General features: G+C 66.0%; 16 protein-coding genes and 1 pseudogene. 14 read left to right on the top strand and 3 right to left on the bottom strand.

Annotation, left to right across the window (positions count from 1 at the left end):
- Window positions 1-31: 31 nt before the first annotated feature.
- From H7A86_RS10090 to H7A86_RS10040, 11 genes are all read left to right on the top strand, one after another.
- A complete protein-coding gene (locus tag H7A86_RS10090; protein ID WP_119132016.1) occupies window positions 32-2,908 on the top strand; it encodes a diguanylate cyclase domain-containing protein in 2,877 nt (958 codons plus the stop codon).
- Between the two features lie 425 nt (window positions 2,909-3,333).
- Window positions 3,334-6,255 (top strand): ligand-binding sensor domain-containing diguanylate cyclase, encoded by a 2,922-nt coding sequence (locus H7A86_RS10085; protein ID WP_180708104.1) that lies wholly within the window; start codon window positions 3,334-3,336, stop codon window positions 6,253-6,255.
- A 306-nt stretch (window positions 6,256-6,561) separates the two neighbouring features.
- Entirely contained in the window at window positions 6,562-8,649 is a 2,088-nt protein-coding gene (locus H7A86_RS10080; RefSeq protein ID WP_119132018.1) for a putative bifunctional diguanylate cyclase/phosphodiesterase, read from the top strand.
- Window positions 8,650-9,017: 368 nt separating this feature from the next.
- Window positions 9,018-10,148, top strand: a complete 1,131-nt coding sequence (gene flhB / locus H7A86_RS10075; RefSeq protein ID WP_119132019.1) for a flagellar biosynthesis protein FlhB — start codon at window positions 9,018-9,020, stop codon at window positions 10,146-10,148.
- A 17-nt stretch (window positions 10,149-10,165) separates the two neighbouring features.
- A complete protein-coding gene (flhA, locus tag H7A86_RS10070; protein WP_024937671.1) occupies window positions 10,166-12,238 on the top strand; it encodes a flagellar biosynthesis protein FlhA in 2,073 nt (690 codons plus the stop codon).
- A gap of 1,017 nt (window positions 12,239-13,255) precedes the next feature.
- Window positions 13,256-14,938, top strand: coding sequence for a flagellar biosynthesis GTPase FlhF (gene flhF / locus H7A86_RS10065; RefSeq protein WP_119132020.1), 1,683 nt, complete (start codon window positions 13,256-13,258; stop codon window positions 14,936-14,938).
- Entirely contained in the window at window positions 14,925-15,809 is an 885-nt protein-coding gene (locus tag H7A86_RS10060; RefSeq protein ID WP_047125416.1) for a MinD/ParA family protein, read from the top strand. The genes flhF and H7A86_RS10060 overlap by 14 nt, the downstream gene beginning before the upstream one ends.
- Window positions 15,806-16,573, top strand: coding sequence for an RNA polymerase sigma factor FliA (locus H7A86_RS10055; RefSeq protein ID WP_047125417.1), 768 nt, complete (start codon window positions 15,806-15,808; stop codon window positions 16,571-16,573). Before H7A86_RS10060 ends, H7A86_RS10055 begins: the two co-directional genes overlap by 4 nt.
- Before the next feature lie 35 nt (window positions 16,574-16,608).
- Entirely contained in the window at window positions 16,609-17,001 is a 393-nt protein-coding gene (gene cheY / locus H7A86_RS10050; RefSeq protein ID WP_002813536.1) for a chemotaxis response regulator CheY, read from the top strand.
- Window positions 17,001-17,627, top strand: a complete 627-nt coding sequence (locus H7A86_RS10045) for a protein phosphatase CheZ (RefSeq protein ID WP_104585132.1) — start codon at window positions 17,001-17,003, stop codon at window positions 17,625-17,627. The genes cheY and H7A86_RS10045 overlap by 1 nt, the downstream gene beginning before the upstream one ends.
- A 2-nt stretch (window positions 17,628-17,629) precedes the next feature.
- Window positions 17,630-19,282 carry a chemotaxis protein CheA gene (locus H7A86_RS10040; protein WP_104585130.1) on the top strand — a complete coding sequence of 551 codons (1,653 nt, stop codon included), beginning with the start codon at window positions 17,630-17,632 and terminating at the stop codon, window positions 19,280-19,282.
- Window positions 19,283-19,582: 300 nt separating this feature from the next.
- Here the strand turns inward: H7A86_RS10040 and H7A86_RS10035 are convergent, their stop codons facing one another.
- Together H7A86_RS10035 and H7A86_RS10030 are read right to left on the bottom strand one after the other, a co-directional pair.
- Window positions 19,583-20,311, bottom strand: a complete 729-nt coding sequence (locus H7A86_RS10035; RefSeq protein WP_146099246.1) for a hypothetical protein — start codon at window positions 20,309-20,311, stop codon at window positions 19,583-19,585.
- Between the two features lie 169 nt (window positions 20,312-20,480).
- Window positions 20,481-21,482 (bottom strand): hypothetical protein, encoded by a 1,002-nt coding sequence (locus H7A86_RS10030; protein WP_146099245.1) that lies wholly within the window; start codon window positions 21,480-21,482, stop codon window positions 20,481-20,483.
- A 293-nt stretch (window positions 21,483-21,775) separates the two neighbouring features.
- Between H7A86_RS10030 and H7A86_RS10025 the strand changes: the two are divergent.
- From H7A86_RS10025 to H7A86_RS10015, 3 genes and pseudogenes are all read left to right on the top strand, one after another.
- Window positions 21,776-22,524: pseudogene (locus tag H7A86_RS10025) on the top strand (chemotaxis protein CheA); the annotation flags it as partial.
- A gap of 329 nt (window positions 22,525-22,853) precedes the next feature.
- Window positions 22,854-23,039, top strand: a complete 186-nt coding sequence (locus H7A86_RS10020) for a hypothetical protein (protein WP_180708103.1) — start codon at window positions 22,854-22,856, stop codon at window positions 23,037-23,039.
- A 30-nt stretch (window positions 23,040-23,069) separates the two neighbouring features.
- A complete protein-coding gene (locus tag H7A86_RS10015) occupies window positions 23,070-24,101 on the top strand; it encodes a DUF6624 domain-containing protein (RefSeq protein ID WP_147421343.1) in 1,032 nt (343 codons plus the stop codon).
- A gap of 73 nt (window positions 24,102-24,174) precedes the next feature.
- On the opposite strand, the gene H7A86_RS10010 is transcribed toward H7A86_RS10015, so the two are convergent.
- Window positions 24,175-25,284 carry a serine hydrolase domain-containing protein gene (locus tag H7A86_RS10010; protein WP_119132022.1) on the bottom strand — a complete coding sequence of 370 codons (1,110 nt, stop codon included), beginning with the start codon at window positions 25,282-25,284 and terminating at the stop codon, window positions 24,175-24,177.
- Between the last annotated feature and the right edge of the window lie 305 nt (window positions 25,285-25,589).

The raw sequence follows: 25,589 nt of genomic DNA, 5'->3' as shown, positions 1-25,589 counted from the left end.
CGGCCACTGGTGGGCCCGGGCCTGCGTCTGGATGCTGGGGATCGTGGTGTGCGGGCACGCCCAGGCACAGACCTACAGCTTCCGCGACTACGCCCAGGCCGATGGCCTGCAGGGCATGACCGCCAACAGCCTGCTCGAAGACCGCCAGGGCGTGGTCTGGGTGGGCACCGAGCTGGCCCTGCACCGCTTCGAGCGCGAGAGCTTCATACCGGTCGGCCAGGAAAGCGGCCTGGATGCACGCTACATCCGCGCATTGGCGCTGGATGCGGCAGGACGGCTCTGGGTGGCCAGTGCCAACGGCGTGTTCGTCCGCGACGGCGGCGCATTCGTGCAACTCCTGCATGACGGCAAACCGATCCGCGCCGACAGCGGCAACGTGCTGGCCGCCTACGCCGACGGCATGGTGGTGGTCAGCGAGAACGCCTTGCTGCGCCTGTCGCCGGAGCACGCGGGCGGCTGGTCGGTGCGCCCGCTGCCGTTGCAGCTGGCCGATGGCACCTCCCTGCCCGCCGGCAAGGCACTGCTGGCCGATGGCACGGCGCTATGGACCAGCTGCGGACAGCACGTCTGCCGGATCGACGCGAACGGGCGCAGCGAGCTGCTCGGGCAAGCCGACGGTGTGCCGGAGCGGCAGTGGCGGGCGATCTTCCGCGACCACCAGGGCACCGTGTGGCTGCGTGGCGGTGGGCTGGTGCTGGCGCGCGCGCCGGGCGAGCGCGTATTCCGCAGTCATGCGGCGCCGGCAGGCACCAGCTTCGACACGCTCTCGGCGGCCACCACCCTGTCCGAAGACGCACAGGGCCGCCTGCTGACGCGTTCCGATCGCGGCCTGGTGCGCTGGGAAGGTGATCACTGGCGCTATTTCGGCCATGACCAGGGGCTGCCGATCAGCCCGATGGTCGGCCCGCTGATGATGCAAAGCACCGGCCAGCTATGGATCGGCACCCGTGGCCTGGGCGTGCAGCGCTGGCTGGGCTACGGCAACATCGAGCACTGGGACGAAAACCAGGGACTGGCAGAAGCGCCGACCTGGATGATCCAGCGCCTGCCCAGCGGGGAACTGCTGGTCGGCAGCGACGCCGGCTCGAACGTGCTGGATCCGCGCAGCGGGCGCATGCAACCCTGGACGCTGGACGACGGGCAGCCGCTGCTGCAGTCGATCTCCATGGCGCTCTCGCCGGCAGACGGCGCGGCCTGGGTGGCGCGCTCATCCGGCGCACTGGCGCGGCGCGATCCGCACAGCGGCAGGACCGTCGACGTGCTGCAGCTGGGCCTGCCGATCAACAAGCTGCTGTTCGACGCCACCGGCACCTTGTGGATCACCACGCCGCGCGGCCTGTATCACATGCCGCCGGGCGCGCCGTATCAGGCCACCCGCGATGCGGGCGTGCCGGCCGCGTTCATAGGCGATGTCGACCTCGATCCCCGGGGCCGGCTCTGGGCCAGTACCCGCGAGGGGCTGTACAACCGGCGGGCGGACGGCACCTGGCAACGCGTGCAGGTGCGTGGCGCGCTGCCCAGCCAGGATTTCTTCCTGATCGATTTTGCCCCCGATGGCGAGCTGTGGATCTCGCTGCGCGATACCGGGCTGTGGCATGGCCGCCTGCAGGCCGATGGCGTGCTGGCGCTGCGCGCGGTCGACGACCCGCTGGTGGCGCGGGTGATGCCGTTCATCCTGCGCCACGACCGCAAGGGCCGGCTATGGCTGGGCAGCAGCCAGGGCCTGGACATGCTGGAAAACGGCCACTGGTCGCGGGCCACGCGCACCGAGGGCCTGCTGTGGGACGACATGTCGGCCAATGCATTCTTCGAGGACGTGGATGGCAGCATCTGGCTCGGCAGCAGTCGCGGCGCCACCCATCTGATCGATCCGTTGCGCGTGTTCGCCGCACCGCCATTGCGCGCGGACATCCTGCGCGTGCGGCGTGGCAACCAGGCGATCACCGCAGGGACACAGGTCGATTGGTCGCAGGTGCCGCTGGATGTGGACATCAGCGCACCCGGCGCCGAAGGCGGCCCGGACCGCATCGGCTTCCGCTACCGGGTGGAGGGCCACCAGGCGCGCTGGACCACGACCTCGCTCAGCCACCTCACCTATCCCCTGTTGCCACCCGGCGCCTACACGCTGGAAGTACAGGCGCTGGACGCCTACCAGCGCAGCGCCAGCCCGGTGGCGCGGCTGCCTTTCGTGCTGCGCCCACCGTGGTGGCGCGGCGCCCCGGCAATGGCCGGCTACGTGCTGCTGGGCATTGCGGCGGTGATTGCGTTGCTGCGCTGGCGCACGCGCAAGCTGCTGCGACGCAAGCGCGAGCTGGAGCAGCTGGTGGCCGAGCGCACCGCCGAGCTGGAGCAGGACAAGCGCGAGCTGGAAGCGGCGCGCGCCGAACTCGCACTCAAGGCCACCCACGACGAATTGACCGGGCTGCTCAACCGCGCCGGCATCCTGCACGCGCTGCGCGGCATGCTGGCCCATGCCGATACCAGCGCGCAGCCGCTGGCGGTGGCACTGATCGACCTGGACCACTTCAAGCTGGTCAACGACCTGCATGGCCATCTGGCCGGGGATGCGGTGCTGGCCGAGGTCGGCCGGCGCCTGGATACGCTGGTGCGCGGCGACGACCGCATCGGCCGCTATGGCGGCGAGGAATTGCTGGCACTGCTGCCGGGGCTCGGTGCCGAGGCCAGCCATCGCCTGCAGGCGCTGCATCGCGGCATCTGCGGCCACTACCCCATCGATGGCGGCGTCTTGCCGGTGACCTGTTCGGTGGGCGTGGCCTGGTTCCAGCCGGGCGAAACCCTGGAACAACTGCTGGCGCGCGCCGACGCCGCGCTCTATCGCGCCAAGCGCAGTGGACGCAACCGCATCGATTACGACCAGGTGGCCTACCACGCGGCGGCCAACGGCTGAACCTGCATTGCCTCGCCGGCTGAAAAGCAGTGCCGATGCTGCGATCTGCAAACCGGCCGGGGCACGCAGCGCGCCTTACCGACGCATCGCCGACAACGCCATGTCTTCTGCCGAATGGAGGCCTGGACGCGGGCAGCACGCAGCCGTTGCGCAAGCAGCACGCAGCCGTTGCGCAACCGGCATCAAGCAATCTGCGTGATCGCGCCTGCAGCGACAGTGCGCGGTTCGGGAAAACAGGCCACTGGTATGGCGGTGCCCGCTGCGCAATCACGCCACCATGCCTGCTCACGCATTAAAGAAACACACGTGAACAGCCGCTAGTCGGTTTACTGCGGCCTACGATGGGGGCCGCCCATGGCAAGCGTGAGACACCCGCGCGAAGGGCGCGGAGCACGCAGGCCGACGCGTGGGAGAGTGCAACGCCCGTGGGGTCTGAGTACCGCCAATGCAGGTCGTCACACCGGTGTGCACCGTTGCTGGCGGTGCTGCTGCTGGGATTGCTGTTGCTGGCCGATCTGGCTGCCGCGCAGAGCGCGAGCATTCGTCGCTATGCCCACGACCAGGGCCTGCTCGGGCTTGCCGGCACCTGCCTGCTGCAGACCCGCACCACGCTGTTGTGGGTGTGCACCGAAAGCGGCCTGTATCGCTACAACGGGCGCAGCTTCCAGCAGGTCGAGCTGGATGGCCTGCGCAACGAACCGATTGCCTCGATGAGCGAAGCCGCCGACGGGCGGCTGTGGGTGGCCGGCTTCCAGGCGCTGTTTGTCGGCGACGAGCACGGCTTCCGCAAGCTGGCCCCCGATGAGGCCGAACATCTGCAGGAAGACATGCTGCTGGCCAGTCCCTCCTGGGGCACGGTGCTGGCCAATGGCGGCACGCTGGAGCGGTTGAGCGCACGCGGCAATGGCCGCTGGCATAGCGAACCGTTGCTGGACACCGCCACCCGGGTACGCGTGCCCGAACTGGCCAAGGTGCTAAGCCTGTCGGTGGAAGGCGACACCTTGTGGGCCGGCTGCGCCAGGCGGCTGTGCGCCATCGATGCGCAGCGCAAGGTGCAGGTCTACGGGCCGGACCAGGGCGTGCCGGAAGATCGCTGGTACAGCGTATTGCGCGACCATGACGGCGCACTGTGGGTGCGTGGCACCGGCACCCTGCTGTATCGCGCGCCGGGCGCAAGCAGATTCAGTGTGCGGCCGCTGCCATTGCTCGATGGCAGCACCATCGGGCGACAGGCGCCGTTGGTGCTGGACCGCGAAGGGCGCGTGCTGGTCCGCCGCAACGACGGTCTGGCGCGCTGGGAAAACGGCCGCTGGCGCAGCTTCGGTGCCGGCAACGGGCTGCCGCCCGGCAGTAGCGACGCGATCCTGGTGGACCGCGATGGCGATGTCTGGATGACCGTCGATGGCGAAGGCCTGGTGCGCTGGGCCGGCTACGAATGGATCGAGAACTGGGACGCCTCGCAAGGCATGCCGGCCGCCCCCACCTGGTCGATCGCCCGCGACGCGCAGGGGGCGCTGCTGGTCGGCAACGAACACGGTGCCGGCCGCCAGGCCGATCCGGGCGGGCGGTTCGTTCCGGCCTTGCCTGCCTCCGGGATCCAGATCATTGGCATGCAACGCAGTGCCGACGGCAGCCTGTGGACGCTCAATTCGGCCGGCTTTTTGCGCCGCACCTGGCCGGATGGCCGCAGTGCCCAGGTCGCCAAGCTGCCGCGTACCGCGCGCCGCCTGCTGATCGACCGGCAGGGGCGGATGTGGATGCTCAGCGCGGGCGGGCTGTTCGTGATCCGGCGCCCGCTGGAAGGCGGCACGATGGAAGCGGTCGCCGACATGCCCGCGATCGCCTATACCGACATCCAGCAGACCGCCAACGGCACGCTGTGGGTATCCACCGCCAACGGCCTGTTCCGCCTGCAGGGCGCGCGCTGGTCCAGGGTCGAGGTGCTGGTCAACGGCGGCACGTCCGACCCGTGGATCAGCAAGTTCCACATCAGCGATGGCGGCGAGGTGTGGCTGGCGTTCTATCGGCCCGGTCTCTGGCACGGCATGCTGCTGGGCGACCGGCTGGACCTGCAGGCGATCAGCGACGAAGCGCTGCGCGAGGTCGGCGTCTACCTGATGCGTGGCGACAGCATCGGCCGGGTCTGGGTAGGACACGCACGCGGGGTGGAGGTCTACGACGGGGAGCGTTGGGCGCATCTGTCGCAGTCGCAGGGCCTGCTGTGGGACGACATCTCCGAAGCGGCCTTCGCCGAGGATCCGGATGGATCGGTCTGGATCGGCACCTCGCGCGGCGTGAGTCATCTGCTGGATCCGGCGCAGCTGTTCGATGCGCGCCAGCCCAGCGTGCGCATCGACAGCGTCAGCCGCGGCGGCGTACCGGTGCAGCAAGGCCAGTTGCTGGGCTGGAGCGACAAGCCGCTGCATATCGAGCTGTCCACGATGGAGGTGTACGACGACCCGAGCCGCCTGACGGTGCGTTACCGCCTGCGCGGCCTGCACGACGCATGGATCCAGAGCGAGGACCTGTCGATCGACCAACCGCCGCTGCCCTCCGGGCATTTCCGCCTGCAAGTGCAGGTCCTGGACCGCTACCGCCGCACGGCCTCGCCGATCGCCGAGCTGGCGTTTGCGGTGGCGCCGCTGTGGTGGCGCAGCCCGCCGGCGATCGCGTTGTATGTGCTGATCGGCAGCGCACTGCTGGCCGGCCTGTGGCGCTGGCGGCATCGCCATCTGGTTGCACGCGAGCGCATGCTCGCCGAACTGGTGGCCGAGCGCACCTACCAGCTGGAACACGAAAAACGCGACCTGGAAAGCGCGCGCGCAGCGCTGGCCCTGAAGGCCAGCCACGATGCCCTGACCGGCCTGCTCAACCGCTCCGGCGTGCTCGACGCCATGGCCGAAGAACTGCAGGCCTGCGCGCACGGCGGCCATCCGCTGGCGGTGGTGCTGATCGATCTGGACCACTTCAAGCTGGTCAACGACCAGCACGGGCACCTGGTCGGTGATGCGGTGCTGGCCAAGGTGGGTGCGCGCCTGACTAGCTGCCTGCGTGACTCGGACAAGGTGGGCCGTTATGGCGGCGAGGAACTGCTGTTGTTGCTGCCGGGCATGTCGCGGCACAGCCAGCACCGGCTGCGCGCCATCCACGAAAAGCTCAGCCTGGCACCGTACGAGGTCGGCACCACCCGGCCGCTGCAGGTGACCTGTTCGGTGGGCGTGGCCTGGTTCCGGAGCGGCGACAACGCCGCCACGCTGCTGGCGCGTGCCGACGAAGCGCTGTACCGCGCCAAGCGGCATGGCCGCAATCGCATCGAACCGGAGGAGCCCGAATCGTCGGTGGCATGAGCATGCGCGCCGCCGCTCGGGCGTAGGTCGGTTCGATACCCACGTACGGATCCTGCTTCCGATACACGGCACCCACGCGTGCAGTGACGCCGACCCGCCTGCCGATCACAGGTGCGGCAGCATCGTCGCCTTGTGCAGAAACTGCATGGCTGACGCGCCACATCACCGCATCGCCTGCCGCCCGCGCCAGGCCGATCAGCGCATGCGCCTTGGATCGCCGCTGGCTGCCCGCAGGCGCTCAAGAACTGGCGCCCGGGGTCGCTACGTGCTTGAGCAAGCGCGTCCTTCGGCGCTGGAAGTGGATGGGTGGTCGGAACCTACAACCCTGGCATGGTGATGCTGTCGCTGGTGGTGGCCGTGCTGGCCTCCTATACCGCGCTGCATCTGGCCGCACGTGTGACGGCCAGTCGTGGCAGCGATGCCGTGGCCTGGCTGATGGGCGGCGCGGTGGCGATGGGCATCGGCATCTGGTCGATGCACTTCGTCGGCATGCTGGCGTTTCGCCTGCCGATTCCGCTGGGCTACGACCTGGCGCTGACCACCTGGTCGATGCTGGCGGCGATTCTGGCCGCGGCCCTGGCGCTGTGGTTGACCTCGCGTGCGAACCTGCCGTGGCCGCGGCTGGGCCTGGGTGCGGTGCTGATGGGGCTGGGCATTGCGTTGATGCACTACATCGGCATGGGCGCGCTGCGCATGTCCCCGGCCATCAGCTACGACCCGCTGCTGTTCGGGCTGTCCATCCTCATCGCCATCGGCGCCTCGGCAGCGGCGTTGTGGATCGCCTTCCGGCTGCGCCACGGCGGCCGCCGCTACAGCCTGCGGCTGATCGCGGCGATGATCATGGGCGTGGCGATCGTGGGCATGCATTACACCGGCATGGCGGCCGCGCGCTTCGCGCCCGGCAGCCTCTGCGGTGCGGCGGCCGGTGCGCACCTGCCGCTGCCCTGGCTGGCGGCCGTGGTGGTGCTGGTCACGCTGGCGCTGCTGGCGCTGGCGTTGGTGATCTCGGTACTGTCGCGGCGGTTCCAGCAACGCACCGACGTGCTCTCCGCGTCGTTGGCGCAGGCCAATGCCGAGCTGGTGCAGGCGGCCCTGTACGACCCGCTCACCCGCCTGCCCAACCGCGTGCTGCTGCACGAGCACGTGCTGCAGGGCATCGACCGCGCCCAGCGCGACGGGCAACGCTTTGCGGTGATGCTGATCAACCTGGATGGATTCAAGGCGATCAACGATGGCTACGGCTACCCGTTCGGCGACCAGTTGCTGGTGGCGGTGGCCGAGCGCATGCGTGCACACCGGCGCGCCCACGGCAGCCTGGCGCGGCTGGGTGCCGACGAGTTCGTTCTGGTATCGGCCATCGCCGACCCCGAGGATGCCGCCGCGATCGCCGCGCATCTGCTGCAGGCACTGGCGGTGCCGTTCCTGGTCGCCAACCAGGAATTGCGCCTCAGCAGCAGCGTCGGCATTGCGCTGTATCCGGAGGATGCCGGCAGCGAGCATCAGTTGATGACCCATGCCGATGCAGCGATGCGTCACGCCAAGCAGGCCGGGCGCAACCGTTACAGCTTTTTCGAGCGCTCGATGACCGGCACCACCCGCGAACGCCTGCAGCTGCTGCAGGATCTGCCGCGTGCGCTGGAACTGGGCCAGTTCGTCCTGCATTACCAGCCCAAGTACTGCGCCGACGACGGCCGCCCGATCGGTGCCGAGGCGCTGATCCGCTGGCAGCACCCCGAGCGCGGCCTGGTGCCGCCGGACAGCTTCATCCCGCTGGCCGAGCGCAGCGGCATGATCGGCCCGCTCGGCAGCTGGGTCCTGCAGCAGGCCTGCCGGCAGATGCGTGACTGGCGCGAGGCCGGACATGGGCACTGGCGTGTGGCGGTCAACCTGTCGGCCACGCAACTGGCCTCGCCCAGCCTGCTGGACGAGGTGGCCACCACCCTGGCCGACTACGCGATCCCACCGGCCCAGCTCACCCTGGAAATCACCGAGAGCATGGCCATGCGCGATGCCGAAGCCTGCCTGCGCACGCTCGGCCAGCTCAACACGCTGGGCGTGCGCATCGCCATCGACGACTTCGGCACCGGCTATTCCAACCTGATGTACCTGCGCAAGCTGCCCGCGCACGAACTCAAGATCGACCGCAGCTTCGTGCAGGCCCTGGACAACGGCCCGGAAGACATCGCCATCGTCGCCGCGGTGGTGGCGCTGGCCCACACCATGCGCCTGCAGGTGGTGGCCGAGGGCGTGGAGACCGCCGCCCAGCGCAACACCCTGGAACGGCTGGGCTGCGACCAGCTGCAGGGCTATCTGCTGGGCCGGCCGATGGACGCCGAGCACTTCATCGCGGTGGTGGTCGCCCAACGCGACGGCGCAACTCGCCCGACCGGTTAAGCGAAAGGCGTCAAAACGATCGCTGCCCCGGCATCTGCCATCAATCTCTGACCCGCCAACCAAGCCAAGCACCAGCCTGCACTTGGTCCGCCGCCCCCATTCCTGCCTGCGGCCCTCCCCCGCGCACGCGGCGACCTGCGCGCCTTCTAACTGCAACAGCCGTCGCAGGCGCGCAGGCGGGGCGATCTATCGCGATGGCAGCGCCATCCACAGAGCCCGGCGTGCGCTTGCTCACCACCAGCCACAACACCCCGCCAGCGGCTCCACGCGATCACCGCTCTCCGATTCCCCAATCCCGATTCCCGATTCCCGGCCCCAAGTGGAACGCAGCTTGCATGAGACCAGGCTGATCCCCCACCGGCATCTCCATGTCCGAGTCCGAAGACGGCGGCGAACGCACAGAGCTTCCCACCGAAAAACGCGTGCGCGAAGCCCGCGAGCAGGGCAACATCCCGCAATCGCGCGAGTTGTCCACCGCTGCGGTGTTCGGCGCCGGCGTGTTCGCGCTGATGGCCCTGGCCCGCGGCATCGGCGATGGCGCCAGCGTGTGGATGAAGACCGCGCTCAGCCCGGACCCGAAGATGCGTGAAAACCCGATGGCGCTGTTCGGCCATTTCGGCGACCTGCTGCTGCAACTGCTGTGGGTGATGCTGCCGCTGATCGGCATCTGCCTGGCCGCCGGCCTGGCCGGCCCGCTGCTGATGAGCGGGCTGCGGTTTTCCGGCAAGGCGATCATGCCCGACCTCACCAAGCTCAACCCGGCCAACGGGATCAAGCGCATGTGGGGCAGCAACAGCCTGGCCGAGCTGGTCAAGTCGGTGCTGCGGCTGCTGTTCGTCGGCCTGGCCGCCAGCCTGTGCATCTCCAAGGGCCTGCACGGCCTGCGCTCGCTGGTGAACCAGCCGCTGGAACAGGCCGTGGGCAACGGCCTGGACTTCACCAAGAGCCTGCTGTTCTACACCGCAGGCGCGCTGGTGCTGCTGGCCGCCATCGACGCCCCGTACCAGAAGTGGAACTGGCTGCGGAAGCTCAAGATGACCCGCGAAGAGATCAAGCGCGAGATGAAGGAAAGCGAGGGCAGCCCGGAGGTCAAGGGCCGCATCCGCCAGATGCAGATGCAGATGTCGCAGCGCCAGATGATGGAAGCGGTGCCCAAGGCCGACGTGGTGCTGATGAATCCGACCCACTATGCGGTGGCGCTCAAGTACGAAGGCGGCAAGATGCGCGCCCCGATCGTGGTGGCCAAGGGCGTGGACGAAATGGCCTTCCGCATCCGCGAAGCCTGCGAACAGCACCGGGTGGCGATCGTCACCGCCCCGCCTTTGGCACGCGCCTTGTATAGAGAAGCGCAAATTGGCAAGGAAATTCCCGTGAGACTCTATTCGGTCGTGGCCCAGGTGCTGTCCTACGTCTACCAGCTGCGTGGCTGGAACGGCGGCCCGATGCCGGAATTGCCGTCGCTGGACGTGGATGAGTTCGGCAAGGGAGCCAGCGCATGAGCGCCCAACCCGCCCCGATGAATGCCCGGCGCATCATGGAGTTGCTGCGCAACGGCCTGGGCGCGCCACTGGCCCTGATGGCCATGCTGGCCATGCTGATGGTGCCGCTGGCCGCACCGGTGCTGGATGCCCTGTTCACCTTCAACATCGCCATCTCGCTGATGGTGCTGCTGGCGGTGGTGTACGTGCAGCGCCCGCTGGAATTCACCATTTTCCCGATCGTGCTGTTGATGACCACGATGCTGCGGTTGGCGCTGAATGTGGCCTCCAGCCGCGTGATCCTGATCAACGGCCAGGACGGCCATGCCGCGGCCGGCAAGGTGATCGAGGCGTTCGGCCAGTTCGTCATCGGCGGCAACTACGCCGTGGGCATCGTGGTGTTCGCGATCCTGACCATCATCAACTTCGTGGTCATCACCAAGGGTGCCGGGCGCGTGTCGGAAGTGACCGCCCGCTTCATCCTGGACGCCATGCCCGGCAAGCAGATGGCCATCGACGCCGACCTCAACGCCGGTTTGCTGACGCGCGAGGAAGCCAAGGCCCGCCGCGAGGAAGTCCGCGAGGAAGCCGACTTCTACGGTGCGATGGACGGTGCCAACAAGTTCATCCGCGGCGACGCCATCGCCGCCATCCTGATCCTGTTCATCAACCTGGTCGGCGGCATGGCGGTGGGCATGTTCCAGCACGGCATGAGCTTTGTGGATGCCGCCTCCACCTACACCCTGCTGTCGATCGGCGACGGCCTGGTGGCACAGCTGCCGGCCCTGCTGGTGTCGTCCTCGGTGGCCCTGCTGGTGACCCGCGCCTCGCGCGCGCAGGACATGCGCGGCGCCATGATCAGCCAGGTGTTCGGCCAGCACCGCGCCCTCGCGGTGGCCGCGGCCATCCTGGGCCTGGTCGGCCTGGTGCCCGGCATGCCCAACGTCGCGTTTTTGACGCTGGGCCTGATCCTGGGCGTGATCGCCTGGAAAATGTACAAGCGCAGCCTGGTGATCCCGCCGACCGGCGACCCGGCCACCGACCCCAAGGCCGCCGCGGCGGCCACCGCCGCCCAGGCCAGCTCCGAGCTGAGCTGGGACGAGCTGCGCCCGATCGACCCGCTGGGCCTGGAAGTGGGCTACCGGCTGATTCCGCTGGTGGACAAGAACCAGGGCGGCGAACTGATGGCGCGCATCAAGGGCGTGCGCCGCAAGCTCACCCAGGACATCGGCTTCCTGGTGCCGCCGGTGCATATCCGCGACAACCTGGAGCTGTCGGCCAACGCGTATCGGCTGCTGGTGCACGGCGTGCCGGTGGCCACCGCGGAAATCTATCCCGACCGCGAACTGGCGCTGGACCCGGGCGGTGCGCTCGGCCAGCTCGACGGCATTCCCGGCAAGGACCCGGCGTTCGGCCTGGATGCCACCTGGATCCAGCCGCATCAACGCGCCTATGCCGAATCGATGGGCTACACCGTGGTCGACCCGGCCACCGTGGTCGCCACCCATCTGTCGCACCTGATCCGCGAACACGCCCCGGAACTGCTCGGCCACGAGGAAGTGCAGCAGTTGCTGGCGACCCTGGCCAAGACCGCGCCGAAGATGGTCGAGGACCTCACGCCGAAGGCGCTGCCGCTGTCGGTGGTGGTGCGCGTGCTGCAGAACCTGCTGATCGAGCGCATCCCGGTGCGCCAGCTGCGCAAGATCGTCGAAGCGCTGGTCGAGCACGCCCCGCACAGCCAGGACCCCACCACGCTCACCGCCGCGGTGCGCACCTCGCTGGGCCGCTTCATCGTGCAGGAGATCGCCGGCATGTCGGCCGAGCTGCCGGTCTACACGCTGGCCCCGCAGCTGGAGCGCGTGCTGCAGGAATCCACCCACGGCAACGGCGTGGCGCTGGAACCCGGCCTGGCCGAGCGCCTGCACCAGAGCCTGGCCGACTGCGTCGGCAAGCAGGAAGCCCGCAACGAACCGGCGGTGGTGCTGGTCCCCGGCCAGGTCCGCGCCGCGCTGGCCCGCCTGGTCCGCCACAGCGTCCCGTCCCTGTCGGTGCTGGCCTATAGCGAAGTGCCCGAAGACAAGCGCCTGAAGCTGGTCGGCACAATCAGCTAAGGCGTAGGAGCGCACCCGGGCGCGACAGGCTTTCCCAGGACAGCCCCGTCGCGCCCGGGTGCGCTCCTACGACGTGCCGGGTATCCGACGGCACGCCGCAAACCAGAACACCCCTGTAGGAGCAAACCTGGGCGCGAGGGGCTTTCCCAGGACAGCCCCATCGCGCCCAGGTGCGCTCCTACGACGCGCCGGGGTATCCGACGGCATGCCGCAAACCAGAACACCCCTGTAGGAGCGCACCTGGGCGCGACGGGCCTTACCGGGACAGCCCCATCGCGCCCGGGTGCGCTCCTACGATGCGCCGGGTAGCCGACGGCACGCCGCAAACCAGAACACCCCTGTAGGAGCGCACCTGGGCGCGACAGGCTTTCCCAGGACAGCCCCGTCGCGCCCGGGTGCGCTCCTACGACGTGCCGGGTATCCGACGGCACGCCGCAAACCAGAACACCCTGTAGGAGCGCACCTGGGCGCGACCGGCGTTACCGGGACAGCCGCGTCGCGCCCGGGTGCGCTCCTACGAAATCGTCAGGCCGTTGTGCCTCCGCCGCGCCGACCGGCACCGCGTTCAGACCGACCGCCACACCCGGCGTCGGAAAGCCGCCACCGGTCCGGTCATCCAATCGATTGCACGCTGCCGGCCGTTTCGAGGCGTTCCGGGCACTGCAGTCCCGGCGCCCGCACCGCCAGCGCATCCGCCCGCACGGGCAATGCCAACACTGTGCCGGCCCGGAGAAAAGTCAATCAATCCATTGACTTGAACCTCCCAATCCGGACCAGACGCACAGCCGCCGCTCTACCCCCGACCGGCCAGGGTCACGCGCCGGAACCCTGGCACCACGTTTTGGCACGCCGCGTGCATTAGCTCTGACGAGACCGCAGCCAGCGTCACCGCTGCGGGGCGAGAGCAGCACTTGGAACAACCGAACGGGACAGGCACCTCATGACGCTGGCAACGCACCCACATTCATCGCGCACCCGTCCGGCGTCCGGCGGGTCCCGTTCCTGGAGGCACTTGGCATGAAAATCAAACGCTTCGTTGCCCCGGACATGCGCACCGCATTCCGCATGGTGCGTGAAGAACACGGCCCGGACGCAGTGATCCTGTCCAATCGCCGTACCGCCGAAGGCATCGAGATCGTCGCTGCCAGCAACTACGACGAAGAACTCGTACAGCGCGCCCTGGAAACCGCGCGCTCCGAGACGCCGGCGGTTGCCGCCGCGCCGATCCCGTCGGCACCTGCCCAGCAGGCCCCGGCCCCGCAAGCCGCGGCCGCGCCGGTCCACGCACCGCTCACGCCGGCCGCCGATACCGGTACGAGCCAGCGCCAGCGCATTGCCAGCGCTGCCGAAGACATGATCGCCGCGATGGCGCTGCGCCAGCCGGTCAACGTGCCGCGTCAGGCCCCGGTCGCCGCACCGGTCCGTACCGCCGCCGTCCCCTCGCCCGCCGCCCAGGCCCTGGCCCGCGCCGTTGCGGTGTCCGCCGCACCGCGCCAGGAACACGCGTTGTCGGCGGTGCCGGAACAACTGTTCGCCGACTTCCTGACCACCGCCCCGGTGCAGCGCGCCGCCGTGCAGGCCGCCCCGGTGCAGGCGCCGACGCCGATCATGGCCGCCGCCGCCGCCCCTGTGCAGGCCGGCTACGACCAGGACGAAGACGCGCTGGCCGACGACGCCGACTTCGACCTGGACGCGCTGCCGCAGATCCTGCCGCCGGCCGCGTTGCCGCCGCTGGTGGCCGCCCCGCCGGCGCTGGCCGCGGTGCCGGCCGCCGCCGTCCCGGCGCCGCAGAACGACGAAGAACTCAAGCAGTTGCGCGGCGAGCTGGCGCTGATGCGGCAGATGATCGAGCGCGAGATGAACCGCCTCACCGACGAGCGCCTGCGCGGCTCACCGGTGCGTGCGCAGGCCCTGGAGCTGATGGACGACTATGGCTTCGACGCCGGCCTGATCCGCGATGTGGCGCTGCAGATCCCGGCCGATACCGAATTGCACCGCGGCCGCGGGCTGATGCTGGGCCTGCTGTCCAAGCGCCTGCCGGTGGCCCCGGTCGACCCGCTGGAACGCGGCGGCGTGATCGCCCTGGTCGGCCCGACCGGTGCCGGCAAGACCACCACCATCGCCAAGCTGGCGCAGCGCTTCGCCGCCCAGCACGCCCCGCGCGACGTGGCCCTGGTCACCACCGACACCCAGCGCGTCGGCGGCCGCGAGCAGCTGCACAGCTACGGCCGTCAGCTCGGCATCGCCGTGCACGAGGCCGACAGCGCCGAGAGCCTGCTGGAACTGCTCGAGCGCCTGCGCGACTACAAGCTGGTGCTGATCGACACCGCCGGCATGGGCCAGCGCGACCGCGCCCTGGCCGCCCAGCTGAACTGGCTGCGCGCCGCGCACCAGGTCACCTCGCTGCTGGTGCTGCCTGCCAACGCGCACTTTTCCGACCTCGACGAGGTCGTGCGCCGCTTCGCCCACGCCAAGCCCCAGGGCGTGGTGCTGACCAAACTTGACGAGACCGGCCGCTTCGGTAGTGCGCTGTCGGTCGTCGTCGATCACCAAATGCCCATCACCTGGGTGACTGACGGACAGCGGGTCCCCGACGACCTGCACCGCGCCAATGCCGCCAGTCTCGTTCTTCGCCTTGAAGATTTGCGGCGCGCTGCCGATAAGCCCTGTACTCCGGAGCACAACCATGCAGTCGCGTGAATACGCCAAGCTGACCAACGCCTTCCCCCTGTCGGCGACCCGTCCCGAGCCTTTGGGCCCGGTGCGCACCATTGCCGTGACCGGTGGCAAGGGCGGCGTGGGCAAAACCAACATCTCCGCCAACCTGGCCGTGGCGCTGGCCGACATGGGCAAGCGCACCCTGCTGCTGGACGCCGACCTGGGCCTGGCCAACCTGGACGTGGTGCTGGGCCTGTCGCCCAAGTACACCCTGGCCGACCTGATCGCCGGCCGCTGCACGCTGGACGAGGTGATCATCGAAGGTCCCGGCGGCGTGCTGGTGGTCCCGGCCGCCTCCGGTCGCCGCCACATGGCCGAACTGGCCCCGGCCCAGCACATCGGCCTGGTCAACGTGTTCTCCGAACTGGAACGCGACCTGGACGTGATGGTCATCGACACCGCCGCCGGCATCACCGACAGCGTGCTGACCTTCTGCCAGGCCGCCCAGGACACCGTGGTGGTGGTCTGCGACGAGCCGGCCTCGATCACCGACGCCTACGCGCTGATCAAGGTGCTCTCGCGCGAACGCGGCGTGGACCGCCTGCAGATCATCGCCAACATGGTGCGCGACCCCAACGAAGGCCGCCTGCTGTACGACAAGCTGTCGCGGGTCTGCGAAAAATTCCTCGGCGACGTGTCGCTGAACTACCTCGGCCACGTGCCGCAGGACGACTGGTTGCGCCTGTCGGTACAGCGCCAGCAACCGGTCATCAAGGCCTACCCCGCCAGTCCGTCGGCGCAGGCCATTGCAGAAATCGCTCGCCGTACCTCGCGCTGGCAGGCCCCGACCGTGTCCCGCGGCAACGTCGAATTCTTCGTCGAACGCATCATCCAACGGGGAGTGGCCGCATGAGCACCGCTACCGCAACCACGGCCACCGCGCAGTACCGTGCCGTGCAGCGCAACAACGCCAATGACATCGTCACCCAGCACGCCGACCTGGTGCGCCGCATCGCCCACCATCTGGCCGCGCGCCTGCCGGCGAGCGTGGAAGTGGACGACCTGATCCAGGCCGGCATGATCGGCCTGATCGAAGCCTCGCGCAGTTACGATTCCGAGCAGGGCGCCTCGTTCGAGACCTATGCCTCGATCCGCATCCGCGGCTCGATGATCGACGAGATCCGCCGTGGCGACTGGGTGCCGCGCTCGGTGCACCGACGCGCACGCGATGCCGCCGCGGCCGTGCGCAAGATTGAGCAGCACACCGGCCGCGCAGCCGCCGCCACCGAAGTGGCCGCCGCGATGGAGATGCCGCTGCCGGACTACCTGCGTCTGATGGAAGATGCCGCCCGCGGCCAGGTGCTGAGCCTGGAGTCGCGGATCGAGGATCACGGCGAGCTGGACACCACCGCCAAGGGTGGCCCCAATCCGCAGCAGATGATGGAGCGCGGCGAGTTCGGCCGCGAGCTGGGCAAGGCCATCGGCCAGTTGCCCGAGCGCGAGCAGCTGGTGCTGTCGCTGTACTACGAACAGGAATTGAACCTGAAAGAAATCGGCGCCGTGCTCGGTGTCAGCGAATCGCGCGTGTGCCAGATCCATGGCCAGGCGGTGGTGCGTCTGCGCGGCCGCCTCAAGGTCTTCGAACTGGCCGATGCCGGTGTCGAAATTGACGAATGATTTTTTCGCGTATTTTTTAGTGTTAGGAGCTTGATGTGAACAAGAACATGCGGATTTTGATCGTGGACGACTTCTCGACGATGCGGCGCATCGTCAAGAATCTGTTGGGCGATCTTGGCTTCACCAATACCGCAGAGGCCGAAGACGGCAACAGCGCATTGGCGGCGTTGCGGGCTGGCCCGTTCGATTTCGTGGTCACCGACTGGAACATGCCCGGCATGACCGGCATCGACCTGCTGCGCAACATCCGCGCCGACGCCAAGCTCAAGCACCTGCCGGTGATGATGGTGACCGCCGAAGCCAAGCGCGAGCAGATCATCGAAGCGGCCCAGTGCGGCGTGAACGGCTACATCATCAAGCCGTTCACCGCGCAGACGCTGGAAGAGAAGCTGGGCAAGGTGTTCGAACGTCTGGCGGCGACCGCCTGATGAACGCCACCGTGGACACCAATGCCGAACGCGCCGCGTTGATCGACCGCCTGCAGGGCGCGCTCGATGCACTGGAAAGCGGTGACGAAGCTGCGTGGAAGCGCGAGGTCGACCACCTCGCCGCCCTGCGCACGCGCCCGATGATGCAGGGCCTGAGCCGGCTTGCGCGCGAACTCGGCCAGGCGCTGGGCGAGTTGCCCACCGTGCCCGAGGAAGCCGGCGAGCTGGACGATGCGTGTTCGCGCCTGGACCACGTGGTGGAGATGACCGAGAAGGCCAGCCATCGCACGCTGGATCTGGTCGAGGAATGCCGTGAGCTGGCCAACCAGCTACGCGACGGTGGGCTCAATCAGGACCAGGGCGCGCTGATGGACAAGATGCGCCACAACCTGACCGAGCTGTCGCTGGCGCAGAGCTACCAGGACCTGAGCGGGCAGATCATCCGTCGCGTGGCCGGCATCGTCCGGCGCGTGCACGAGGGCTTCGGTGCGCTCGGCCTGCCGCCGAAGAATCCAGAGCCGAAGAAAGACGACGGCGGTCTTGCCGGTCCTGCAGTCAAGGGCCTGGACCGTCACGCGGTGTCGCAGGACGACGCCGATGACCTGCTGTCCGGATTGGGGTTGTAACCATGAGTGCTGTTCCAGACGATATTGCTGCCGATTTCATCGTCGAGGCCCAGGAAATCCTGGACCGCCTCGGCGAACAGCTGGTGTCGCTGGAACAGGCACCTGACGAAGCCGACCAGCTGAACGCGGTGTTCCGCGGCTTCCACACGCTCAAGGGCGGCGCCGGCTTTCTGGCGATCAAGCCGATGGTCGAGCTCTGCCACGCCGCCGAGGAAACCCTGGGCATGGCGCGCTCCGGCCAGGCGGTGTTGCAGGCGCATCACTTCGATGCCGCGCAGCAGTCGCTGGATTACCTGCAGGCCATGCTGGATGCAATGGGCTCGGGCGAAGCCGTGCCGCATGCACCGGCCTCGCTGATTGCGCAGTTCGATGCCAAGAGCGGCCCGCCGGCGGTCAAGGCCGCGCCCAAGGCCGCCGCCGCAGCGCCCGCACCCGACGACGCACATGGCGCCGCTGCGCCCGGCGCCAAGGCCGCGCCCAAGGCGGCGGCCAAGGGAGCCGACGCCGAGCAGACCGTGCGCGTGGACACCAAGCGCCTGGATGCCATCGTCAACCTGATCGGCGAACTGGTGCTGTCGCGCAATCGCCTCAAGACCCTGCGCACCCGCCTGCGCGACGAGGAACTCGACCGCGCGGTCAGCACGCTGGACATCGCCACCGCACGCCTGCAGACCGCGGTGATGCGCACCCGCATGCAACCGGTCAGCAAGGTGTTCTCGCGCTTTCCCAAGGTGGCCCGCGATGTCGCGCGCACCCTGTCCAAGGAAGTGGAGCTGGAGCTGATCGGCGCCGAGACGGAACTGGACCGCAACCTGGTCGAGGCCCTGGCCGACCCGCTGGTGCACCTGGTGCGCAATGCGATCGACCACGGCATCGAATCGCCGGCCCTGCGCGAAGCCACAGGCAAGCCGCGCAGCGGCCATGTGCGGCTGTCCGCGCAGCAGGAGGGCGACTACGTCAGCATCGAGATCCAGGACGACGGCGCCGGCATCGACCCCGAGCGCCTGCGCGAGATCGCCCGCAACAAAGGCCTGATCGACGCCGAAGCCGCCGCCCGCCTGAGCACCGACGAGTGCCTGCATCTGATCTTCATGCCGGGCTTCTCGACCAAGGCCGAGGTCACCGACATCTCCGGCCGTGGCGTGGGCATGGACGTGGTGCAATCGCGCATCCGCGAACTCAGCGGGCAGATCCAGATCCAGTCCGAACTGGGGCGCGGCAGCCGTTTCATGATCCGCGTGCCGCTGACCCTGGCGATCCTGCCGACCCTGCTGGTGCAGGCCGGCGAAGCAGTCTATGCATTGCCGCTGGCCCGCGTGGTCGAAGTGCTGCACGCCCCGCAGACCTCGCTGGGCTGGTTCGACGGCCGCGCCGTGCTGGACCGCCGCTCGCACACCTTGCCGCTGATCGACCTGCGCCGCTGGTTGGGCGTACCTGCCGAACAGCCGCCGCTGCTGACCGTGGTGCTGCTGCAGGCCGGCGAAACCCGTTTCGGCCTGGTGGTGGACCAGGTCCGCGGCCGCGAGGAAGTGGTGATCAAGCCCCTGCCCCGTGCCCTGCGCGGCCTGCCCGGCTATGCCGGCGCCACCCTGATCGGCGATGGCCGCATGGCGCTGATCCTGGATGTGGATGGATTGCGTTCCAGCGATCATTGAAGTATCGCGGTAGTGCGGCCAACGCAGCCCAGGCCGACTGTGGAAGATTTAAACGACCAGCGTGTGCAAACAGGGCCACGATGGCCGAGCGCGCTGCCTTCAGACGTTTCGTCCGGGCCGCTCAGTCATCCATCCGGGAGTCAAGGGTACGGGTAAGCCCCATACCACCAACAGCTCCCGGATGGATGGTGTTTCCGTCACGTAAGCTCGGCATGCTTGACGCTCACGCTGATCCGCTGCCAATACGGACCGTCACTGCGCGAGCAAGACCACATCCGGAAGCTTGCTCATCAACAGCTCTCAGATCGGGGTATAAAGGCAAATTTGGCGTTCGAACTCAGGCAGGTAGCCATCCACCGTTTGGCCTGCCCCATTGAACGTGCATAAGGTAAACCTTCCCCACTTGCCAGAGAAATCCGACGCAGTGAAGTGTGGTGGACAGGCTGCGAACTGTCCGGCGACACGATAGGTTTTGGCCGAGATCATCTTGATCCGCCCCATTCGCTCACCGACCCAATTGGCGGCCCGGCCCTCAAAGCCATGATCCGGTTGACAGGTCACCGACTCGGACCGCTCGTGGCATGCCGACCAGCTTTTACCGCCCCCGCCGCTTAGGGAAAACGCGCCCCAGACCGGTGGAATGGGCGGCTCCCAACTTGCGCCGATGTTAAAGGACTGCTCCACACACTGGCTCGTACCCGAGGTTTCCTGCCCTTGGATGCATGCACCACCACCTCCTCTTGGGCAGGCGATGGCATTGGTGGACTTGTTGACATAGTAGGCCTTCTGCTGGTGCCCGAGCCATTGCTGAAAATTGTCTTTTATGGTCTGTGCCTGCGCAGAACCGATTGACACAAGTGACAGCGCCACAATCGCCAACATGTTTCGAAATCGTAGGCGCCGACCAGATTGGTGATGCTCAAACATAAATATGCTCCAAAAGAGGCGGAAGGATTGTTCTGAAATATCGCAAATCGCGCTGCGCGCCCAATTCAAACGCATGAGCGGAATAATTACTGCAATAATCACTTCAAAGGCAGATGCATCAGATGTAAAAATGTTTAAAACGCGCTTCCCTGCCGATAACAAACCAATACCCCGGGACGCATCCGGCTATACGGACCCGCTCCACTGCATCGGCAACTCCGGAGTAGGACGCCGATTGTCGGTCATCGGTATTACCGGTTCGAACAGGTGATCAGGGTCCCTGCGAAACAACAGCGTTGTAGTGCGCCACTGCGGCTGCTGGAAGAGACCCTCGCGCGACGGCGGACGCAAGTGCTGACCTTAGTGCTGGCGTCAGCTCTACATCGCCGCTGGAGACCGAATAAAGCGTCTGATCGACCATCCACGGGTTGGCTCCATCTTTCCTGATGAAGCCGGCGGCGAGATTTGCGGCATCTTCGGGTGAGGAGAGTTGATAGATTTTTTGCGCTGCGATCCCGCGCACTGATTTATCCTGATCGTTGGATACAAGAGAACTCATTTGCGATACGGCTGCTTTGCGCAATTGCGCAGCGTCCAGCGAATCATCCTTTTCCAGCGTGCCGATGAGGTTCAACGATGCGACAGCAGTCCCGCTCCCAATGCCATGCGTACTGAGGCCGGCAATGGCATCGACGATAACCGGCTTGGGGGCCTGGCCCGGAAAGCCCGAATAGGTTTCGTACATGTGCTGGTATGACTCCTTGTCCTTGCTGTCCCATATCCGCTTGGCCTCGTCCAGCATGACTGCACGACCTACAGGCCCAACTGCGAGCATGTTCCGCATGATGTCGCGCCGCATCGCTTTGTCGGCCGGGATTTGACGGTAATACTCAGAGACCGCCTTGCGGGTGTTCTTATCGCTTTCGAGCGCCAATGCAAGCCGATAGGCAAATGCGTCCCGCTCTGCCAGCGTCATTGTCCGATCCGAGTAGAGCCTTGAAAAAAACCCATTGAGATGTGACACGACATTGCCCGCCGTGAAAGATTGATCGCTCGCTGAAAGTTCTGAAAAATCAGATGCATCCCATTGCCCATTGGCGTTGCCATTAGGAGAAATGCTTTTAACCATTGGACGATCCTCACCGGAGGATCTTGCAACTCCAGGCATGGTCGATCCGCTGGTTTGCGCGCCATGCGCAACATAGAGAGCAGCTGCGGCAAACAGCCCCGCAATGACAACCAAAATAAAGACCGACCTCGTTGAACCAGACATCAATTCACCCTCCTGCTCTCGATTCAAGACTGACTATGGACGCCAAATTCCACCAAGTCGCGATAATAGACCTAGTTATCAATTCACTCGCACCAGCATCTATACACATGTAAATACCCAGATTTAGATCCAACCCCCTCGGGCATTTAAGGTAAGCGACTGCCTTTAAGCTTTTATGTCGCGCGGTGACAAAAAAACAAAATCATTCCAAAATTATTTTGATAAAACAGGAAAATAATATTCCAAGTTTCTTGCCGGAACAGGCTATTGGCAAATCGAATTGCCCGCCCTGCGGGATGCCACCAACAGGCGGTGTGCGCCTGTCCGCGCGGCAGGAATGCGACTACGTCAGTATCAAAATCTAGGACGACGGCGCCGGCGTCGATCCCGAGCGTCTGCGCGAGATCGCCCGCAACAAGGGCTTGATCGACGCCGAGGCCGCCGCCTGAGCACCGACGAGTGCATGCACCTGATCTTCATGCCGGGCTTCTCGACCAAGGCCGAGGTCACCGACATCTCCGGCCGCGGCGTTGGCATGGACGTGGTGCAGTCACGTATCCGCGAGTTGAGCGGGCAGATCCAGATCCAGTCCGAACTGGGGCGCGGCAGCCGTTTCATGATCCGCGTGCCGCTGACCCTGGCGATCCTGCCGACCCTGCTGGTGCAGGCCGGCGAAGCGGTGTATGCCCTGCCGCTGGCGCGCGTGGTCGAGGTGCTGCACGCCCCGCAGACCTCGCTGGGCTGGTTCGACGGCCGCGCCGTGCTGGACCGCCGCTCGCACACCCTGCCCCTGATCGACCTGCGTCGCTGGCTGGGCGTGCCTGCCGAACAACCGCCGCTACTGACCGTGGTGCTGTTGCAGGCCGGCGAAACTCGCTTCGGCCTGGTGGTGGACCAGGTCCGCGGCCGCGAGGAAGTGGTGATCAAGCCCCTGCCCCGCGCATTACGCGGCCTGCCCGGCTACGCCGGCGCCACCCTGATCGGCGATGGCCGCATGGCGCTGATCCTGGATGTGGATGGATTGCGTTCCAGCGATCATTGAGCTTCGGGATTTGGGATTCGGGATTCGGGATTCGGGAATCGGGAATCGGGAATCATCAAGACGATCCTGTTTGCGTGATCTAACGACAACGGCCTCGTACTGCGGCCGTTGTCGTTTCACTACCAGCATCGCTGCCGATCTACGCCGCTACGCGCGCAGGCATGGGCGCGATGGTCTGGCGACGGTCAGGCTGCCGTGGAAGTGAACCTGGAATCGTTATTTCGATCTATTTATGCCACCAAACCACTTGACGCCATTCCGATGGGAGATGATAGAGAAGTCCGGAGCCAGTTTTCGTGGATGGCTCTCAACCCAAGGAGGTCCTCCCGATGTCCAAGCGAGAATCGAAGCGGCATGGTACGACCGGGTCTTTCCGCCTGCTGAGCAATGACCTGGCACGCGAACCGACCGATGCAGAGCTCAATGCCGTATCTGGTGGCACCACGTCGCGGACCCGCGATGCAGCCGCAGAGGCAAACTTAAGCAACATCGCCGTTGACGATGCGGATGCCTGACCGAGCACGCCCTCCCTTAAGGTTTGTGACATGAATGATGGAACGTCGTTATTGTTACGCATGGGTGTTGTGGTGATGCTGACCGGCAGCAGTCTGCCGATCAGCGCTACCGCCGCTGCGCCCGTCCTGCTGGAGCAGGTCCCGTCGGATGCGGTGGTTGATATCGCATCGCTGCAATGGGTTGCTCCTCGGTTCTCCGCCGACGCGGCCGAGCGTGCGCGATGGGATTCGCTGCTCGCGTGGGCGCGAGGTCCGGCAAGCGAGGCGGAGACAAAACGTCTGCGAGAAGCGTTTGCGGACCGTGGCGTGGATGCGTCGGCACTGCCCCGCGGATGCTATGGCAACCATCGATGCGCGCTGGTAGTCAGCGCCGAGGCCACGGCAGCTGATGTTGCTTCATTGGACGCGTTTGTTACTGCCGCGCGGCAGGCGCAGCCCTATGTGGCTACGTACCGGCAAGTCGCAACCGCGGTCGATGCCATTCACAAAGTCCGTGACGACGCGGATTCGGCCACCAAGGATGCCAAGGAGCTTGGGCGTCGATTCGCACAAGATCAAGTGTTGAGATACGCTTTTGATTCGCTACCGGGTCATGGTGAGGAGGCGATCGGCACTCCCACGTTTGCCTTATATGCATTTGCGCTCGAGGCGGACCTGCGCTTGCTGGACGACAGCAATATCCTGTACGCCGAGGAGCAGATTGCCCGCTATGGAGGTTGGCCTGCGCCGCCGAGGATCAGCGAGGACATGCAGCAGCAACTGTGGGCGCTCGTGCAGCACGGCGACCATCGCCCTGAGCTGCAGTACGACGCGCTGCAGGCCTTGCAACGGAGTTACGAGGGTCGTGCCCTGCCCCGTCAGTATGCTTTCCTACATGATCGGGTGATGCTTAAGTTGACCGGCAGGCAGCGTTACGGCACGCAGGTGACGTGCGTCGACGGAAAGCGTGTGGCGCAACCGCTTGATGGCAGCGGTGATGTGGACGCGCTGCGCACGAGCGTGGGGATGGATTCGCTCGCAGATTATCTCAAGGACTTTCCGAGTTGCACTGCGGCACCATGATGCGGGATCTTGGGATGCCCTGAGGCTGTAGTCCGGATGGTGAAAGAAATGAACCTGGAACCGTTATGGGGTTTTAGAAAAACGGGGGAACATGCGAGCCAGCTGGTGCAAGCATCCCAAGCGCGATATCGTCAACTCCAAAACCCGATGTTTTGTTGATAAACGCGATTGCGGCGACGCGCGTGTCGGCGTTGAAGCCCATGAAGCTACGAACGCCGCCGCCATTTCCATTGCTCCAAGCTATGCTCTGGCCATCCGGATGGACCTTCCGCCAGCCGATACCCATTCTGGTATCGGTATTATCGCCGGGCCTATCTACGGTCAGCATCATTGAAGCCGCCCGCGAGAGGGGACCGCTTTCTTTGTTTGTCCAAAGTGTCATGAATTTCGACAGATCCTTCACCGTCGAAAAAAGGCCCCCTGCCGGCGCAAGCGCACCAAATTCCCAGGGTTGAGCCGAGTGGAAGTCCGCATCATAACCCCAAATTTCCCGGTGTTGCATCGCCGTTGATAGAGTAAGCGTAGTCTCGTCCATACGAAGCGGTTCAAGAATGCGAGCTCGCAAGAGGTCAGCATACGTTTTGCCAAGGCGCTGTGACAACGCGTAACCCAATAACGCGTAGTCAAAATTTGAGTATTCAAAACTCGACCCCGGTAAGCGCGTGAGACGAACACGACCTAAATCAGCACAAAGATCGCTCTCGGTGTAGCCGGCGTAGGGGTTGTCTTGACTGAGGCCGGTGCGACTGGATGGCCGAAGTGGTAGCCCACTCGTATGAGTGGCTAAATCGAGAAGCGTGATCTCATTCCCGTCGAAGGTGGCGGGAGGAACTGCAATGTACATTGATAGCGGATCGACGAGATTCACTTCACCCCGCTGAACGCAATCAGCAAGTAATAGTGCCGTGAATATCTTGGTGAGCGAGGCGATCTGAAATACTGACCGATCATTCGGCTGTTGGAGTTTACCTAGGCCAACCGTTCCGTAGTGGAAGGTCTTCAATTCGCCTGCGCGTACCACCCCCAATACGGCCCCGGTGCCCTGCTTTTCCTCGGCTACGCGACGGCGAAGGGCCGAGGACACGCTATCAGCTTCAATTCCGGGTTTGGCAAAGCTACGCATCGGCAGGGCCATGGATAATGCCGCAGCCAAAACAGTGCGGCGTTTAATTGAGGCGACCATTTTTTACTCCCCACTCCAACATCAGCGTTTGAGCCATGCAGAGGGTATCACCCTATTCGGACGGATGCTTCCTGTCCGAATACGCGACGTTGTATGGTGTCGCCACCTCGCAAGACAGAAATCTCCGCCGGTTTGGTGATACGGCTAAGCGGCGGGAATCGCTTTAGCTGCTTCGAAACCAGCCTTTCCGCATTCCACCAATCCCGGCCATTCAACAATGGCAGCTATTTGTCGAATAACGGGTCCAAACCTCAGGGTCAGGTTGACTTCCTTAAGTGAATCTGACCCCGTTCTTTTGCAACGGG

The organism is Xanthomonas euroxanthea (assembly GCF_903989455.1).
Lineage (GTDB): Bacteria > Pseudomonadota > Gammaproteobacteria > Xanthomonadales > Xanthomonadaceae > Xanthomonas > Xanthomonas euroxanthea.
Note: the sequence above shows the minus strand (reverse complement) of the source record. Positions and strands in the feature narration are given on the sequence as shown.